Origin of the sequence: Williamsia sp. (assembly GCF_036566845.1) — a bacterium.
Classification (GTDB): domain Bacteria; phylum Actinomycetota; class Actinomycetes; order Mycobacteriales; family Mycobacteriaceae; genus Williamsia.
Map to the genome: position 1 here is coordinate 1 of NZ_DATCVM010000003.1, position 14661 is coordinate 14661.

A 14661-nucleotide genomic window follows, 5' to 3' on the forward strand; every position below is an offset into this window, starting at 1 on the left:
GTGACGACCCCCTGGTAGATCAGCTCCATGCGGTGCTCGACGCCGCCGATTCCGTTGGGGATCTTGGAGAAGTCGCCGAGGCCGAGCTCTTTCTGCTCCTTCATGCAGAACGGGCAGTGGTCGGTGGACACGACGGCCAGCTCGTTCACCCGCAGGCCCTTCCACAGGTCGGCCTGATGGTGCTCGTGCTTGGAGCGCAGTGGCGTCGAACACACCCACTTGGCGCCTTCGAACCCCGGTGCGCCGAGCTGTTCCTCCAGCGAGAGGTACAGATACTGCGGGCAGGTCTCGCCGAACACGTTGGCGCCGCGACCGCGAGCGGCGGCGATCTGTTCGAGTGCCTGACGGGCCGACACGTGCACCACGTAGAGCGGCGCCCCGGTGACGTCGGCCAGCATGATCGCCCGGTGGGTGGCTTCTTCTTCGAGCTGCCACGGCCGCGACACCCCATGGAAGTACGGTGCGGTCTCGCCTCGTTTGAGGTGCTGCGACACCAATTCGTCGATGGCGATCCCGTTTTCGGCATGCATCATCATCAACGCGCCGGTGTCGGCGGCACGTTGCATGGCCCGCAGGATCTGGCCGTCGTTGGAGTAGTAGACGCCGGGATAGGCCATGAAGAGTTTGAAGCTGGTGACACCCTCGTTGATCAATTCGCCCATCGCGGAGATGGATTGATCGTTCACATCACCGATGATCTGGTGAAATCCGTAGTCGATGGCGCTCTGGCCGCCCGCCTTCTGATGCCACGCCGCGAGTGTGTCCTGCAGGTACTCGCCCGGAGTCTGGATGGCGAAATCGACGATCGTGGTGGTCCCACCGAATGCCGCAGCACGAGTGCCGGTTTCGAAGTTGTCGGAGGCGGTGGTCCCGCCGAACGGCATCTGCATGTGCGTGTGCGCATCGACGCCGCCGGGGATCACGTACTTGCCCGTGGCGTCGATCACGGTGTTGACGGTCGCGGCCAGATCGGTGCCGAAGGTCGCCGCACCCGGTTCCAGCAGTGCCACGATCTTTTCACCGTCGATCAACACATCGATGAGCTGACGGCCGGTGGCCGAGACCACCGTGCCTCCGTGGATGAGTGTGGTTTCCATCAGATTCCCTGCTTCCCGGCGAGTTCCGGACCGTTGCCCGGTGTGGTCATGTCGTTCGGGTCGATCGGCTCAACGCCCTCGGAGGTGGGTTCGAGGTCGACGGTGCCGCGCCAGGTCCCGATGATCCGCATCACGTGGTAGATCACCACCGCGGAGATGGCACCGAGCGCGATTCCGCCGAAGCTGAGATCGCCGATCGTCCAGGAGAAGTCGGCGATGCCGACGACCAGCGCGATGGCGGCGGTGAACTGGTTGATCGGCTTGGAGAAGTCGACCTTGTTGGTGACCCAGATGTGCACGCCGAGGATGCCGACGAGGCCGTAGAGCGCAACGGTGACGCCACCGAGGACACCGGGCGGGATGGACGCGATGACCGCGCCGACCTTGGGTGAGAGACCGAGCAGGATCGCGGCGGCGCCGGCGATCCAGTAGGCGGCGGTCGAGTAGACCTTGGTCGCCGCCATCACCCCGATGTTCTCGGCGTAGGTGGTGGTGGCCGAGCCACCGCCGCTGCCGGCGATGACTGTCGCGAGACCGTCTGCGGCCAGGGCCTTTCCGATCCGGTGGTCGTTGTTGATGCCGGTCATGGTGTTGATGGATTTCACGTGTCCGATGTTCTCTACGACCAGGACCAGGACCACCGGGATGAACATGGGCAGAACCGAGAGGTGGAACGTCGGAGCGGTGAAGTCGGGCAGACCGACCCAGTCGGCGGCACCGATGGGATCGGTGTCGACCTCACCGCGTGCCAGTGCGATGAAGTATCCGACCACCACACTGAGGAAGATCGCGAGACGACCGAGCAGTCCACGAAAGAGCACCAGCGACAACAACAGCAGCGCCAACACGATGAAGGCGGTGACGGGCGCCGCCTCGAAGTTGCTCTTCGCCACGGGCGCCAGGTTGAAGCCCACGAGCGCGACAATGGAACCGGTGACCACCGGCGGCATCAGCTTCTCGATCCAGCCGATCCCGACGAAGTGCACGATGACGCCGACGGCCATCAGGAGCGCACCGACCACGACGATGCCGCCGAGGGCACCGGACGGTCCGTGCGAGGTCGAGGCGGCGATGGTGGGTGCGATCACCGCGAAACTCGATCCCAGATAGCTGGGCAAGCGGTTCTGGGTGATGATCAGGAACAGGATCGTGCCGATGCCGGAGAACAGCAACGTCGTTGCAGGCGGGAAGCCGGTCAGGACCGGGACGAGGAAGGTGGCGCCGAACATGGCGACCACGTGCTGCAGACCGATACCGACGGTCCGCGGCCAACTCAGTCGCTCGTGCGGTGCGACCACGGAGTCACCGTTCTTGACCTGCCAGTCGAACATGGTCATGGAGTGGTCCTTTCAGCGCACGCCGGGCGTGCGTGAGGAGATGCGTTGGGATGGGGGTTCGACGCCGGTGTCGAGGAAGGTACTGATTGGTTCGAGCGAGGCGAATGTTCAGGGGTGCGAGTCGAGTTCGAGATGGTTGAGGCGAAAAGCGTTGCCCTCGGGATCGAGGAGTACCGACTGCCAGGCGCCGTAATAGGTCCGGCCGGGTTCCTTGACGCACGTGGCACCCGCTGCGACAGCGGCCGCGGTCACTCGATCGACCTCGTTGTCGTCGGCCATCTCGAAGGTCAGGAAGCTGCTCACCCCGGAGCTCCCATCCTGGGGCGCAACCAGGTTGAGCATGTCATAGGCGGTGTGAGCACTGAAACCCAGAACGGTGTCACCGACCGCCAGCCCCCGGAAGTGTTCTGAGCGTAGTTCCATCACCTCGTCGAGGTTCAGGAGCCCGGAGTAGAACTCCGCCAGACCGACAAAATCCCTGGCCAGCACACTGGCGAACGACAGTCCAACTGTCATGGTTCTTCTCACTTCCCTAGAGGTCGAGCACCAGGCGCGGCGATCGTGACCTGCTGACACACAAAATGATTCGTTTACCCGCCGCCTTGGCGCGGTCGGACAGGACGGTGTCCCGATGGTCCGGGATTCCGTCGAGCACGGTTGCCACGCAGGCTCCGCACTCGCCTTGCAGGCAGTTGAACTCGGCGGCGGGCGCGGCTTCCCGAACCACTGCCAGCGCGGTGCGATCAGGCGGGACCGTCACCACCGCACCTGTCCGCCGCAGCTCTATCTCGAACCGCCCGACCGCATCCGCTGACGTCACAGCGGGCTCAGCACAATCGTTTTGGCGAACTTCGAGGTCAGGTGATCGCCCGAACTGATCGGCGCGTATCGCGGCTCGGCGCCGTCGGCGACGCAGGTGGGCAGGCACTCGATCAGGGCGTCGTAGTTGGGCTGGTGGAAGAACACCAGCGACATCCGGCGTGTGTTCCCGTCGGCGTCGGGGTGCGGCGTCCGTACCCGGTGCCTGGTGGAGAGCCACAGATCATTGGTCCACTGGGCCATCAGGTCACCGATGTTGACCACCAGCGCATCGGGCACCACCGGCACCGGAATCCAGTCACCGTCCTTGGTGAAGACCTCGAGGCCACCGGGTGCAGCCTCCTGCCGCACGATGGTCAGGCTGCCGTAGTCGGTATGCGCGCCGGCGCGCATCTGTCCGGGCTGCGGCGGCGTGGTCATGTGTGGGTAGTTGATCGCGCGGAGCATGGAGATGTCCTTGTCGATGGTGTCGACGAAGAACTCCGGATCCAGTCCGAGGCCCAGAGCAAAGGCGCTCATCAGCTTTCGTGACAGTTCGTTCATCGCACGGAAGTAGGCGGTCCACGCCTGTTCCATGTCCGCCGGTTGCTCGGGCCATTGATTCGGCAGGAAGTGCGGGCCGGCGCTCTCTCGGGAGAAATACGGGTCGGCGTCGTCGAAGTCGACCGGGCCCACGTCGAACTTCTCGTGCAGGTCCCGCGGCTGGTGAACGTCCTCGCTGTAGGAGAACGCCTGCTCTCCGATCGACGAGTATCCGCGGACCGTGTCCGGGCTGGGTTGGGCGACCCGCCGCTTGTCCTGCTCCGGCAGCCGGAAGAATGCGTCGGCGCTCTGGTACATCGCATCGATGATCTCCGGCGCGATCCCATGATTCTTGATCTGGAAGAAACCGATTTCGCGGCAGGCGTGGTCGAGTGCAGCGGCCACCTGGGCCTTCGCCTCGTTGTCGTCGCCGTACAGCGCAGAAATGTCGATCACCGGCACCACAGACATGTGTTTCGCTCCCTCTGTCGTCTCCCTTCGAGTCTCTTTCGCCGGAGGCAGGGCCAACAAGAGCACCGCGTGCTGACAGATCCACGGGCACGCTGTCACCTGCGGTCAACGGAAACATCTGCGTAACACTCGATTACGCAAACGACTTACGCGTCATCCTGCCGGTAACACGACGGACAGCTCAGGAGCGACGGATACGACGACCGAACGTCGTCTGCCTCGTGTACTTGTCGGTGAGATGACGACCGGCGATCAGCGGGTCGGTGACCTGCTTCCCACCGCCCCGCAGCGGGGCGACCGCGACATCGGCGTTCGGATGTTGATAGAAGGAGAACTCCAGACGCGAACTGTCCAGGGCCACCGACCTCGGCGGGTTGGCGGTGCGGTTGAGCGTGGCGGGCCAGTGATCATCGGTCCATTCCGCCAGCAGGTCACCCACGAGAACCACCAGCGTGGCGGGCGTGGTCGACACTTCGAGCCATTCACCGTGCGGTCCGAGGACCTCGAGTCCGCCTGGCGTCGATTCGGCGGAGGTGACCGTGAACGCGCCGTAGTCGGTGTGGATCCCGGCCCGGGACTGATGCGGAAGCGGAGATTCGGCCTGCGGCGGGTAATAAAGGGCCCGCAACATGCTCAGTTCGGTGTCGAATCGCGGGACAAAATGATCCGACGGGAGGCCGAACGCCTCCGCGGCCATGGACATCAGTTCACCGCCCACACGCTGCATGTGGCGGTAGTACTGCTCCCAGATCGGCCGGAAGCCGTCGGGGGCGCCCGGCCACAGATTGGGATAGGCCATCGGCCCCGCGCCGGGTTGCCCCAGGACCGGCGCGTCGACGGCCCCGATGTCCATCTTCTCCTTGAGGTCGCCGTGTGATTCTTCCCCGATCGAGTACGTCATGCCCTCCGAACCCGAACCCGACCAACCGCGAACCTGCTCAGGAGCCGGTTGTGCCACGGCCTCTTTCACCCGATCCGGCAGCAGGAAGAACTGGCGGGTCACCGAAAACATGTCGGAGAGCAGCGCCGTGGGGATCTGGTGGCCCACCAGATAGGCGTATCCACTGCGCGAACAGGCGGTGTCGAGGAGCTCGATCTGGCGGGCCCGCGACACCGATCCGCGGGCAGCCTCGGCAAGGTCGACAGACGGAATGGAGAGCACGCGACTACTCTGCCTCACAGGCGGGCTTCTGGCCCGCAGAGGAGGAAAGTCGTGTCCAGCCCGATGGCCACCGTCGCCGAGTTGGCGGTTGCGACCGGCGTCCAGATCGCGACGTCGCCGTCGCGTTGGGAGGCCGTGGTGACGTCGGTGGTCGACGCCGAGGTCGCACGCGAGTCGGTCTCACTCGACGGTGTCCTGGTGATCGTCGACTGGCGTCCGGTCCGGCCGAGTGACCCGCTCCCCGACCTTCCGTCGCTTCTCGAACCCCTGCTCGTGAAGAATCCGTCCGCGATCCTGGTCAATCCGGCCCGGCAGGTCAATCCCCCCAGGCAGACGGTCACGATGGCCGAGCGCGCCGACGTCTGTCTCCTCTGGAACGCGGTGCCCGACACCGGGGCTGACGTGACATCCCATCTTCGGCGTCTGGTGGACCTGCGGCCGGTGAACTCACCGCACGCTCCGCCCGCCGACGAGGTCGCCACCGTGACCGGGTCCGACCTGCTGGCGATCTTGCACCGGGCCGGCAACCTCGAGGATCTCCTCGATGCCCTCGGGGCCAGGCTGCGCGCCACCGTCCGGCTGAGCGCGTCGTCCGGTGCACTCTCGACCGTCACCCCCGTCGCGGTGTTCCCACTGACCGGTGTGGCGCAGGACAACATGGCGCTCGAGGTCACCCGGGAGGCCGGACTGACGGTCGCCGAGACCGCGATGCTGGACGGCTTGATGCCGGTGATCGGTCTGCACGTCAAACTGCGGGCGTCCGAATCCGATGACGCCGCAACCGAAATCGCCCGCAACCTCAAGAGCATCCTGGGCGACGACCTCGTCCAGCGCGAAGCCGGGCTGCGCAAGGGCCGTCGCCTCGCCCTATTCCCCCGGCACCCGGTGATGTGCCTGGGGATAGAGCCGTTCGGCGTTGCGGTCGACATGGGTGGTCTGCATGATCTGAGATCCGCCCTGGCACCGGTGGCAACCCGCTTCGACGCGGACGCGATCACCATCGTCAACGAGGGTGTTGTGGTTGTGTTGATCAAGGCGACAACGGATTTCGACGCTTTGTCCCGCGCACTGTATCGCGGGGTGCAGGTTCCGCTGGCGATCGGCGCGAGCGATCCGGTCGACAATGCGCGCAGCTATCCGGGGGCGTTCCGGCAGGCGATCCGGGCGGTCGCCGTCGGCCGTCGCATCGGCGCGATCAACCGAGTCACGGGCTACCGCGACCTCGGCGTCCTGGGGGTGCTCTATCAACTTCCCGAACACGCGCGGCGGCAGTTCGTCAGCGAGACCCTTGGCCCGGTGGCCGACGAGACACCGGACGGCCTCGACCAGAGGCGGATCCTGCGGGTCCTGCGCGCCACCGATTGCAACATCGCCGAGTCGGCCCGCGAGCTCTTTGTGCATCCCAACACCCTGCGCAGCCGGATCGCCCGGATCGAAGCGGTGACCGGCCCTTTCCTGAACGAACCCGATCGCAGACTCACCATCTTCACCGCATTGTCGATGTTCTCCCTGGACAGCAACGTCGAAGGCGACTGACTCCCCTATCCCGATGGTGTGCCGTTATGGCGAGCATTTCCCCAGGTGGGCTCCGCCAAAACAACACATCATCGGGTAGCGAAACATGGGATGTTAGGTTCTTTCCATGTCCTTGCACATCGAGCGGCCGCGCCGCACCAGCGAAGTGGTCGTCGACCGCATGCAGGAACTCATCCGGACCGGCGACTGGCCTGTGGGTTCACGGATCCCCGCCGAACCCGAACTGGTGGAGCAATTGGGCGTCGGTCGCAACACCATCCGCGAAGCCGTGCGCGCCCTGGAGCACGCCGGATTCCTCGAACCCCGGCGCGGCGACGGAACGTACGTCCGCAGCCGAAACCTCCTCGCGGCTGCGATCAGTCGATGCGTCTCGAGCAGCGAGGTCCTCGAGCTGCTGCAGGTGCGCCGCGCCCTCGAGCGTGAAGCCGCGCAATCGGCGGCCCGGAATCGGACCGATGATCACGTGCGGGAACTCCGGGACCTGCTCGTCGCGATGAGAGCGGCCTTCGACGACAACGACCTACAGCGCTACATCGACGCCGACATCGCGTTCCACACGACCCTGGTCGCAGCTGCCGGCAATTCGTTGCTGTCAGAGCTGTACGACGGGGTGGCAGAGGTGATGGGCCGTACGCACGCGACTCTGATCGCCGCCGACGTCGATGCCCACCCTCATCCCACCGGGCACGCCGAAGTGGTCGAGGCGATCAGCAGCGGCGATTCGGACGCCGCTCTTGCCGCCGTCGAACACTACCTGAACCGATCGGTCGAATCGCTGTCATGACACCCGTATCAACGACGGCGTCGGACGCATCCCCCGACACCGGCTCACTCGGACGCACGTCCGCGATCTTCGCCGCACTGGGGATCATGGTGGTCGCCGCGAATCTGCGGCCTGCGGTGGTCGCGGTCGGACCACTCATCGACGACATCAAGCTGTCCGAGGGCTTCAGCAGCGCCGCAGCCGGATTGCTCACCACGTTGCCGGTGCTGTTCTTCGGCCTCGTCGCACCGATCGCACCCCGCGTCGCGGCGCGTTTCGGGATCGAGCGCACGGTGTTCGGCGCGATGACCCTCCTGTGCATCGCCATCGTCGCGCGCATGATTCCCAACCTGTTCGCCCTGTTCATCGGGTCCGCTCTGGCCGGGGTGGCGATCGGTATCTGCAATGTTGTCCTGCCCGCACTGATCAAACGCGACTTCTCGCATCGATCCGGTCTGATGACAGGCCTCTATTCGATGACGCTGTCGGGCGGCGCTGCACTCGCGGCCGGCCTGACGGTACCGATCTACACCGCCGCCGGCGAGAGTTGGCGAATGGCACTGGGGAGTTGGGCCCTCCTCGCGGTCCTCGGGCTGCTCCTGTGGATACCGCAGCTGTCCCGGATCCACCGGATCAGCACCACACCGTTGCCGGCATCGTTGTGGCGCAACAAGATCGCCTGGTCGATCACCGTGTTCATGGCATCCCAGTCGCTCATCTTCTACACCTTCAGCGCATGGCTGCCCGAGTATCTGATGGACCGGGGGACGTCGAAGGCCGCCGCCGGCGGAGTACTCGCACTGGCCCAGACCGTCGCGCTCCTGATGTCGTTGGTGGCACCGATCGTTGCGGCCCGCTTCCGTGATCAGCGCGCGGTGACCCTCGCCTTCTGCGGCATCTGCACCATCGGATTCGTCGGTCTTGTCACCACTGATGTGCTCACCGTCCTGTGGGTCCTGCTGATCGCCGTTGGCCCCGGCGCCTGCATCAGTCTGGTGCTTCTGTTCATGGTCCTGCGGAGTTCGAGTACCGCACAGACCAGCCAGGTGTCGGGGATGGCCCAATCGATCGGCTATTGCCTGGCCGCGCTCGGTCCACTCGCCATCGGCGCACTGCACGACATCACCGGCTCATGGACGCTGTCGATGGGTGTGCTCGGACTGGCTGTGATCCCCTTGACCGTATCGACACTGGTCGCCGCCAAAGATTCGAAGATGACCTGACATCGCCCTGAAGTCTGTCGAACAGCGGGGCACCGAGGGAGATCCTCCCTCGGACGGTCCCTATTCGACGGACTTCAGGGACTCGATCTCACCGGCCGAATCACCGTGTGCCACCGGACATCCGACCGGGAACGTGCCCAGCTGTTGGAGGTCGTAGCCACCGGGATAGCTGCGAATGTTCGGCAGGTCGCGGGCGTACATGGGCTGCTTGCGAACCGGGAAGAACCGCACCAGCCGGCCGCGCGCCTTCAGCGCACCCCGCGACACCGCCCGGACCGGACGTGGCGGGCGCCGATATGCGAACGCGCGCAATAGCGAATCGTCCATCAGCGAACGAGCGAAGATGTTGATCAGCCATTTCGGCGCTCTGTTGTTCGGCGGGAATGTGGTCATCAGATCCAGGGTCGAATCGGCGACCTTCCGGGCACCGGCGTTGTAAGCGAAGTGCGTTGCCTCGTATTCGTCGAGGAACCGGACGAATTCGGTGTAGGTGGCGGGAATGCCCTTGATTCCCATAAGTGTTCCGAGACGCCGATAGTAGTTGGTCGCGCCGACCACCTCGTTGTGGGTGAGCTGGCGCCACCCGTATTGCTCGATCCACCGCACCGGAGTGACCACAAAGGTCGCCAGGACGTATCGCATGTCGTCGTTGGAGATGTCGTAGTTGCCGTGCATCTGATTCACCCGGCGAATGCCATTTCGGCCCGGGGCACTGTCGAATCCGTGCTCCAGAACCGCGTCCAGCAGCAGGGTGGTGTCGTCGTACCGTTTCTGCACCCGCTCGGTGAATTCTCCGGTGTCGAACAGCAACTGGCCCACCGACGGAACAGCGTACGTGCGGAACAGCGCGAAGCTCAGAGCCTGATTGATGTCCCAGGGGAACTCGACGGTCGCCAGGAGCCGGTTGATCTCTTCGAAATCCCGTTCGGGATCTAGTGCACCGGTCTTCTCACGAAGTGCATACCGCTTCATTCGTCTCCCCTGTCCGCCGCCCAACATCGTATGTGATGCAGGGCACATCGGGATACTACCGGCCGAGCGGGTGCTCGGTATTTAATGACCGATCATTCGACAAGTCGCCTGGTCAGCTGGGCGACGTCGCGGGAGAACGCGACAAGGGTGACGATGTCGACGCTGACGTGGGCGGTCTTGATCGCACGGATCTGCTGGGCCACGGCGTCGTCGACGGGCCACCCGTAGGCACCACCGGAGATCAGCGGGAACGCGATCGAGGAGGCCCCCGACGACTGTGCCAGCAAGAGGCTGCGCTGGTAACAATTGCGCAATTGCACCGACCGGTCTTCGTGTCGGGAGTAACGCGGCCCCACCGTGTGGATGACCCACTGCGCGGGCAGCTTCCCGGCAGTGGTTGCCACCGCCGCGCCCACGGCGAGACCGTCGGGGAGCGAGGTCGCCCGTAGGAGCCGGCATTCGTCGAGAATCTCCGGACCGCCCGCGCGGTGGATGGCGCCGTCCACACCTCCGCCGCCCAGCAGCGAGGAATTCGCGGCATTGACGATGGCGTCCGCGCGGACCTTCGTGATGTCGCCCTGAGTGACGTCGATGATGGTCATGGTGAAACCTCCGGTGAGTTGACGGTGACGATCTTGTCGGTGAGCGCGCACAGTTCAGCGGCCGTGGACCCCGGGTACCCGTGCAGGAGGTCGACCCGATCAGCGGGAATCGCGGAGATGCCGCTCCTCGCCCCGACGAGTCCACCGGCGATCGCGGCGGTGGTGTCGGTGTCATTGCCGGCCCGAACACAGAGTTCAAGGGCATGCGACAGGTCAGCATCAGCGGCGGTGATCGCCCACCAGGCCGTCTGCAAAGCGTGCACCACCCATCCGTTGTTGGGAAAGTCTGCGGGCGAACCGGTTTCGGCCGTGTCGAGCAGCGGTGACCAGTAGTCGCGGGCGGAGGCCGGAGCAGCGTCCAGGAACAGGCGAACCCCGTCCAGCGAGCCGGTCAGGACCGCGTGGCGGATGCCGACCGACCACATCCGGCAGGCCTCGCGGGCGCGGACGTCGCAATGCGTGAGATCACTGATCGCCCCGGCCGCATCGATGCAGCCATCGAGGTCGTCGAGGAAGGCCAGCGCCACCGGCGCGGTCCGCATCAGCGACCCGTTTCCGCCGGTACGCCCGGACAACTTCGCCGCCGCGTCCGCCATCTGGGCGGCGCCGACGGTGCGGGCCGACAGAACGCCGCGCGTCTGGGTGCCGATGTCCGGGGGATTCGACCGGTACCAACGCATGAATCCGGCGGCGATGGCATCGAGATCCGCATGTCCATACATCAGCCCCTCTGCCACGCACAGTGCCATGGACGTGTCGTCGGTCCACTCCCCCGGCGCCCAGTCGAAGGTCCCGCCGCCCTTCATGAAGATCGGCATATCCGCTGTGGGATATGTGAACTCGTACCCGGCACCCAGCGCATCGCCGGTTGCGGTCCCCACCAGGACACCCAGAGCGCGATCCTTCTGCGCTTCGGTCAATCGTTGTTCGATCAGCACACCACAACCTCGCCATCCAGTTAGCTCAATATTGAGCTAAAGGTTAGCTCATCAATGCGCTAATGTGCAAGACATGGTGTGGACAGATTCCTCAGGGAAGTCGCTCGACGACTACACCCGTCCGTCGGTCGCGGTCGATGTGGCGGTCCTGACCGTTCGAGACGATCGGCTCCGCGTGGTCACCGTCGACTCCGATCGCGGAGCGTCACTGCCCGGCACCTTTCTCCACCCGGGCGAGACCCTCCAAGACGCGGCCGCACGAGCTCTCGAGACCAAGGCCGGCATCACCGACCTCGCGTTTCACCAACTGGGGATGTACGACGACCCGGACCGCGACGACCGTGGCTGTGTCCTGTCCATGGCACACAGCGCTGCGATCTCCCCCGATCGGCTGCCGATGGCGACCACGCTGGTCACCATCACCGACGGCGTGGCCGATGAACCGCTGGCCTTCGACCACAACACCATGGTCGCGCAGGCGGTGACCGATCTGCGAGCCCGATATTCATCCGATCCCGACCCCGACGACCTTCTGCCCGATCAGTTCACCCTGCTGGAGCTACGCCGGCTCCACGAGGTGATCTTCTCCCAGACCTTCCCCAAGGACACCTTTCGCCGCCGGTTCATCAGCGAACTCGACGGCACCGGAGAACGGTCGTCGTCCGATACCGGCCGACCCGCCGAATTGTTCCGCCGGCGACGCATCCGCCGCCCTGCACCTCGTAGTCTCTAACAAGGCATTCGCTGCGAGAGAGGGTGGATTGTGACGTGAGCGCCACCGCTGTCACATCGCTGTTCTGGATTCTCCTGATCTCGGTTCTCGGGCCGCTCATCGCCGGACTCATTCCCGGAAATCGGGTACCCGAGGTTGTCATCCTGCTGGCGGGCGGAATCCTGATCGGCCCGCATACACTCGATCTCGCGACCGACGGCTCGGCGATCGACCTCCTGCGCGAACTCGGTCTCGGGATGCTCTTCCTGCTCGCGGGCTACGAGATCCAGACCTCGGAGGTGGTCGGCAAGGAAGGGCGTCGCGCGCTCTACACCTGGATCTTCTGTCTGGCGTTGGCCTTTGCCGTGACCTTCGGCATCGGCTTGACGAGTCTGGTCACCGCGGAGAGCGCCGTCGCAATCGCCATGTGCTCCACCGCGCTCGGCACACTGCTGCCGATCCTGCGCGACAGCGGGCTGTTGAACCAACGCCTGGGACTGACGGTCCTGAACCACGGCGCGTTCGGCGAACTCGGTCCGGTGATCGCGATGGCGGTACTGCTGAGCGCACGCGGATCGTTGATGTCGGCAATCGTGCTGGTGCTGTTCGCGATTGCCGCCGTGGCCGTCTGGCTCCTCACCGAGAAGTTCTTCGGCCGCCAGCGCTGGCTGACAGCCCTGATCGCGGCGGGCTCACACACCACTGCGCAGACCACCGTGCGGATCACGATGTTGCTGCTCATCGGATTGATGGCCTTGGCCTACGAGTTCGAACTCGACACGATTCTCGGTGCGTTCGCCGCCGGATTCATCCTGCGCCGCATCCTTCCCGACGGCGATGAGATCTTCGAACACAAACTCGACGGCATCGCCTTCGGACTACTCATCCCCATCTTCTTCATCACCTCGGGCATGGCGATCGACATTCCCGCCGTGGCGGCCAAACCCGAACTGCTGGTCACGTTTGTCCTGATGATCCTGGTCGTCCGCGGCGTTCCGGTGTTCATCTCCACCCGATGGGACCGCGGCAACACCGGCGACGACCCGCCGTTCACGATCCGCGAGCGGAGCCAGATCGCGCTCTACTCCGCCACCGGATTGCCCATCATCGTTGCCGTCACCGGTGTTGCGGTGGCCTCGGGCACCATGTCGGAAGGCAACGCCTCGGTCCTGGTGACCGCCGGCGCCCTCACTGTCCTGCTGCTCCCGCTGGCCGCGACGATCGTCGGATCGCGCGGAAAACCCGCCGGGCCCGACACACCGATCACCTGACCGAACAGGCCCGTCGAGCCGACTCTCGGCGCGCGTTGTCCGAAATCGGGATAATGGGACAGGTGGTGTACGTCTCAGCAGTCGTCGGCTTTGTACTGATGTTTGCCCTGACCGCACTCGCTTTCGTCGGCACCGAGTGGGTCAAGTCGATCAACTGGTCGGACAAGTTCCGTGCGACGTCGCTTCCCCGAGCCGAGTCGGGACCGGCAAAACCGCCTTTGCGCAGCCCCGACGATGACGACGCACCGCAACTCAGACCGGCCCACGGCGACGGACTGCCCGGTCTGGCGAAGAGCACCAACACCCCCTATTGGATCAATCATATGGGCGGCCCCCGGCCCGGCGATGCGACCGCGATCCGATTCGCGTTCATCGCCGTGGACGCCTGGCGAGGTGACACCCCGCGGATCGACCTCACCGGTCTGCTGGATCGAGACACGAGCAAACCCGACGACTGGGCGGTGCGCAGCGACGAGGAGCACTATCCGCGGTCACTCCGGCGACAGTTGCGCCAATCAGACCTGTCCCACGCCGACCAGACGACCATCGACGAGATGCGTGCACACCCGATCGGCAAGCTGGCGTACTTCGCGTGTTCAACCGCCACCGCGATCGAACTGAGTGCCTCGTGGCGTCACGACATCTTCGACGACAAGATGATTCGAGTCGATCTCGATGCCGAGGTCGCCGAGATCAGCCGGAGCTGCACACGACTCCGCGACGCGGTCGACAAACTCGGGCCGCTGCCTGACGGTGACCTCGGCGACGATCCCGACATCGTCGCGATCCACGTCGGTCGCGCCCAGGTGCACGATGAGCGGCTCGGTGTGCTGGTCCAGCGGCTGCAGGCCTTCTCCCGCTACCGCGCCGGCATCGAGCAGGTGGATCGCCAGCTCGCCAAGCTCGAATGGGTCACCAAGATCGGCACCGAAGACGACTCCGACGAGTATCTTGTTGCCGCTGAAGACGAATTGGGATCGGAACGCCTCGATCAGGCGGCCGAGGAGTTCGACGCGGTTGCCGGTGCGATCATCGAGAGCATGCTCACCGACGCAAAGAAGTTGTCGCGAATCGTGCGCTATTCATAGCCCTGGCCTAGTGTCCTGCGCCAGAGATTCGTTGGATATATCTGGCGAGTGAATCGAGGATTTCTTCGGCGGTCTTGGTCCAGACGAACGGTTTGGGGTCGGTGTTCCATTGCGCGATCCAGGCCCGAACGTCCTTTTCCAGCGCTGC

Annotated in this window: 15 protein-coding genes; 6 read left to right on the forward strand and 9 right to left on the reverse strand. The window is 64.8% G+C overall.

Annotated elements, in window-relative coordinates:
• The 6 genes from hydA to VIQ49_RS00075 form a co-directional block, all read right to left on the reverse strand.
• A partial coding sequence (hydA, locus tag VIQ49_RS00050) for a dihydropyrimidinase (RefSeq protein ID WP_331879734.1) occupies window positions 1-1097 on the reverse strand: 1097 nt, incomplete at its 3' end.
• Window positions 1097-2434, reverse strand: a complete 1338-nt coding sequence (locus tag VIQ49_RS00055; protein ID WP_331879736.1) for a uracil-xanthine permease family protein — start codon at window positions 2432-2434, stop codon at window positions 1097-1099. The genes hydA and VIQ49_RS00055, both read right to left, overlap by 1 nt.
• A 108-nt stretch (window positions 2435-2542) precedes the next feature.
• A complete protein-coding gene (locus tag VIQ49_RS00060) occupies window positions 2543-2950 on the reverse strand; it encodes a VOC family protein (protein ID WP_331879737.1) in 408 nt (135 codons plus the stop codon).
• A gap of 16 nt (window positions 2951-2966) precedes the next feature.
• Window positions 2967-3254, reverse strand: a complete 288-nt coding sequence (locus VIQ49_RS00065) for a 2Fe-2S iron-sulfur cluster binding domain-containing protein (RefSeq protein ID WP_331879738.1) — start codon at window positions 3252-3254, stop codon at window positions 2967-2969.
• Entirely contained in the window at window positions 3251-4246 is a 996-nt protein-coding gene (locus VIQ49_RS00070; protein ID WP_331879739.1) for an isopenicillin N synthase family dioxygenase, read from the reverse strand. Before VIQ49_RS00070 ends, VIQ49_RS00065 begins: the two co-directional genes overlap by 4 nt.
• A 181-nt stretch (window positions 4247-4427) precedes the next feature.
• Entirely contained in the window at window positions 4428-5408 is a 981-nt protein-coding gene (locus tag VIQ49_RS00075; protein WP_331879740.1) for an isopenicillin N synthase family dioxygenase, read from the reverse strand.
• Between the two features lie 51 nt (window positions 5409-5459).
• Here VIQ49_RS00075 and VIQ49_RS00080 point away from each other — a divergent pair, with 51 nt between their 5' ends.
• From VIQ49_RS00080 to VIQ49_RS00090, 3 genes are all read left to right on the forward strand, one after another.
• Window positions 5460-6944, forward strand: a complete 1485-nt coding sequence (locus VIQ49_RS00080; protein WP_331879741.1) for a PucR family transcriptional regulator — start codon at window positions 5460-5462, stop codon at window positions 6942-6944.
• Window positions 6945-7050: 106 nt separating this feature from the next.
• Window positions 7051-7728, forward strand: a complete 678-nt coding sequence (locus VIQ49_RS00085) for a FadR/GntR family transcriptional regulator (RefSeq protein WP_331879742.1) — start codon at window positions 7051-7053, stop codon at window positions 7726-7728.
• Complete coding sequence (locus VIQ49_RS00090; protein WP_414731542.1) at window positions 7725-8930, forward strand: CynX/NimT family MFS transporter; 1206 nt, start codon at window positions 7725-7727, stop codon at window positions 8928-8930. Before VIQ49_RS00085 ends, VIQ49_RS00090 begins: the two co-directional genes overlap by 4 nt.
• A gap of 60 nt (window positions 8931-8990) precedes the next feature.
• On the opposite strand, the gene VIQ49_RS00095 is transcribed toward VIQ49_RS00090, so the two are convergent.
• The 3 genes from VIQ49_RS00095 to VIQ49_RS00105 all read right to left on the reverse strand — a co-directional run bounded on the left by VIQ49_RS00095 (window position 8991) and on the right by VIQ49_RS00105 (window position 11442).
• Complete coding sequence (locus VIQ49_RS00095; protein ID WP_331879744.1) at window positions 8991-9902, reverse strand: oxygenase MpaB family protein; 912 nt, start codon at window positions 9900-9902, stop codon at window positions 8991-8993.
• Between the two features lie 92 nt (window positions 9903-9994).
• Window positions 9995-10504, reverse strand: coding sequence for an O-acetyl-ADP-ribose deacetylase (locus VIQ49_RS00100; protein WP_331879745.1), 510 nt, complete (start codon window positions 10502-10504; stop codon window positions 9995-9997).
• Complete coding sequence (locus tag VIQ49_RS00105; protein ID WP_331879746.1) at window positions 10501-11442, reverse strand: ADP-ribosylglycohydrolase family protein; 942 nt, start codon at window positions 11440-11442, stop codon at window positions 10501-10503. The genes VIQ49_RS00100 and VIQ49_RS00105 overlap by 4 nt, the downstream gene beginning before the upstream one ends.
• 73 nt (window positions 11443-11515) lie before the next feature.
• Here VIQ49_RS00105 and VIQ49_RS00110 point away from each other — a divergent pair, with 73 nt between their 5' ends.
• The 3 genes from VIQ49_RS00110 to VIQ49_RS00120 all read left to right on the forward strand — a co-directional run bounded on the left by VIQ49_RS00110 (window position 11516) and on the right by VIQ49_RS00120 (window position 14513).
• Entirely contained in the window at window positions 11516-12175 is a 660-nt protein-coding gene (locus VIQ49_RS00110; RefSeq protein WP_331879748.1) for an NUDIX hydrolase, read from the forward strand.
• 35 nt (window positions 12176-12210) lie between these two features.
• The gene (locus VIQ49_RS00115) at window positions 12211-13425 is read left to right on the forward strand and encodes a cation:proton antiporter (protein ID WP_331879750.1); all 1215 of its coding nucleotides are present in this window, start codon (window positions 12211-12213) and stop codon (window positions 13423-13425) included.
• Window positions 13426-13487: 62 nt separating this feature from the next.
• Window positions 13488-14513, forward strand: coding sequence for a hypothetical protein (locus VIQ49_RS00120; protein WP_331879751.1), 1026 nt, complete (start codon window positions 13488-13490; stop codon window positions 14511-14513).
• Window positions 14514-14661 lie beyond the last annotated feature (148 nt).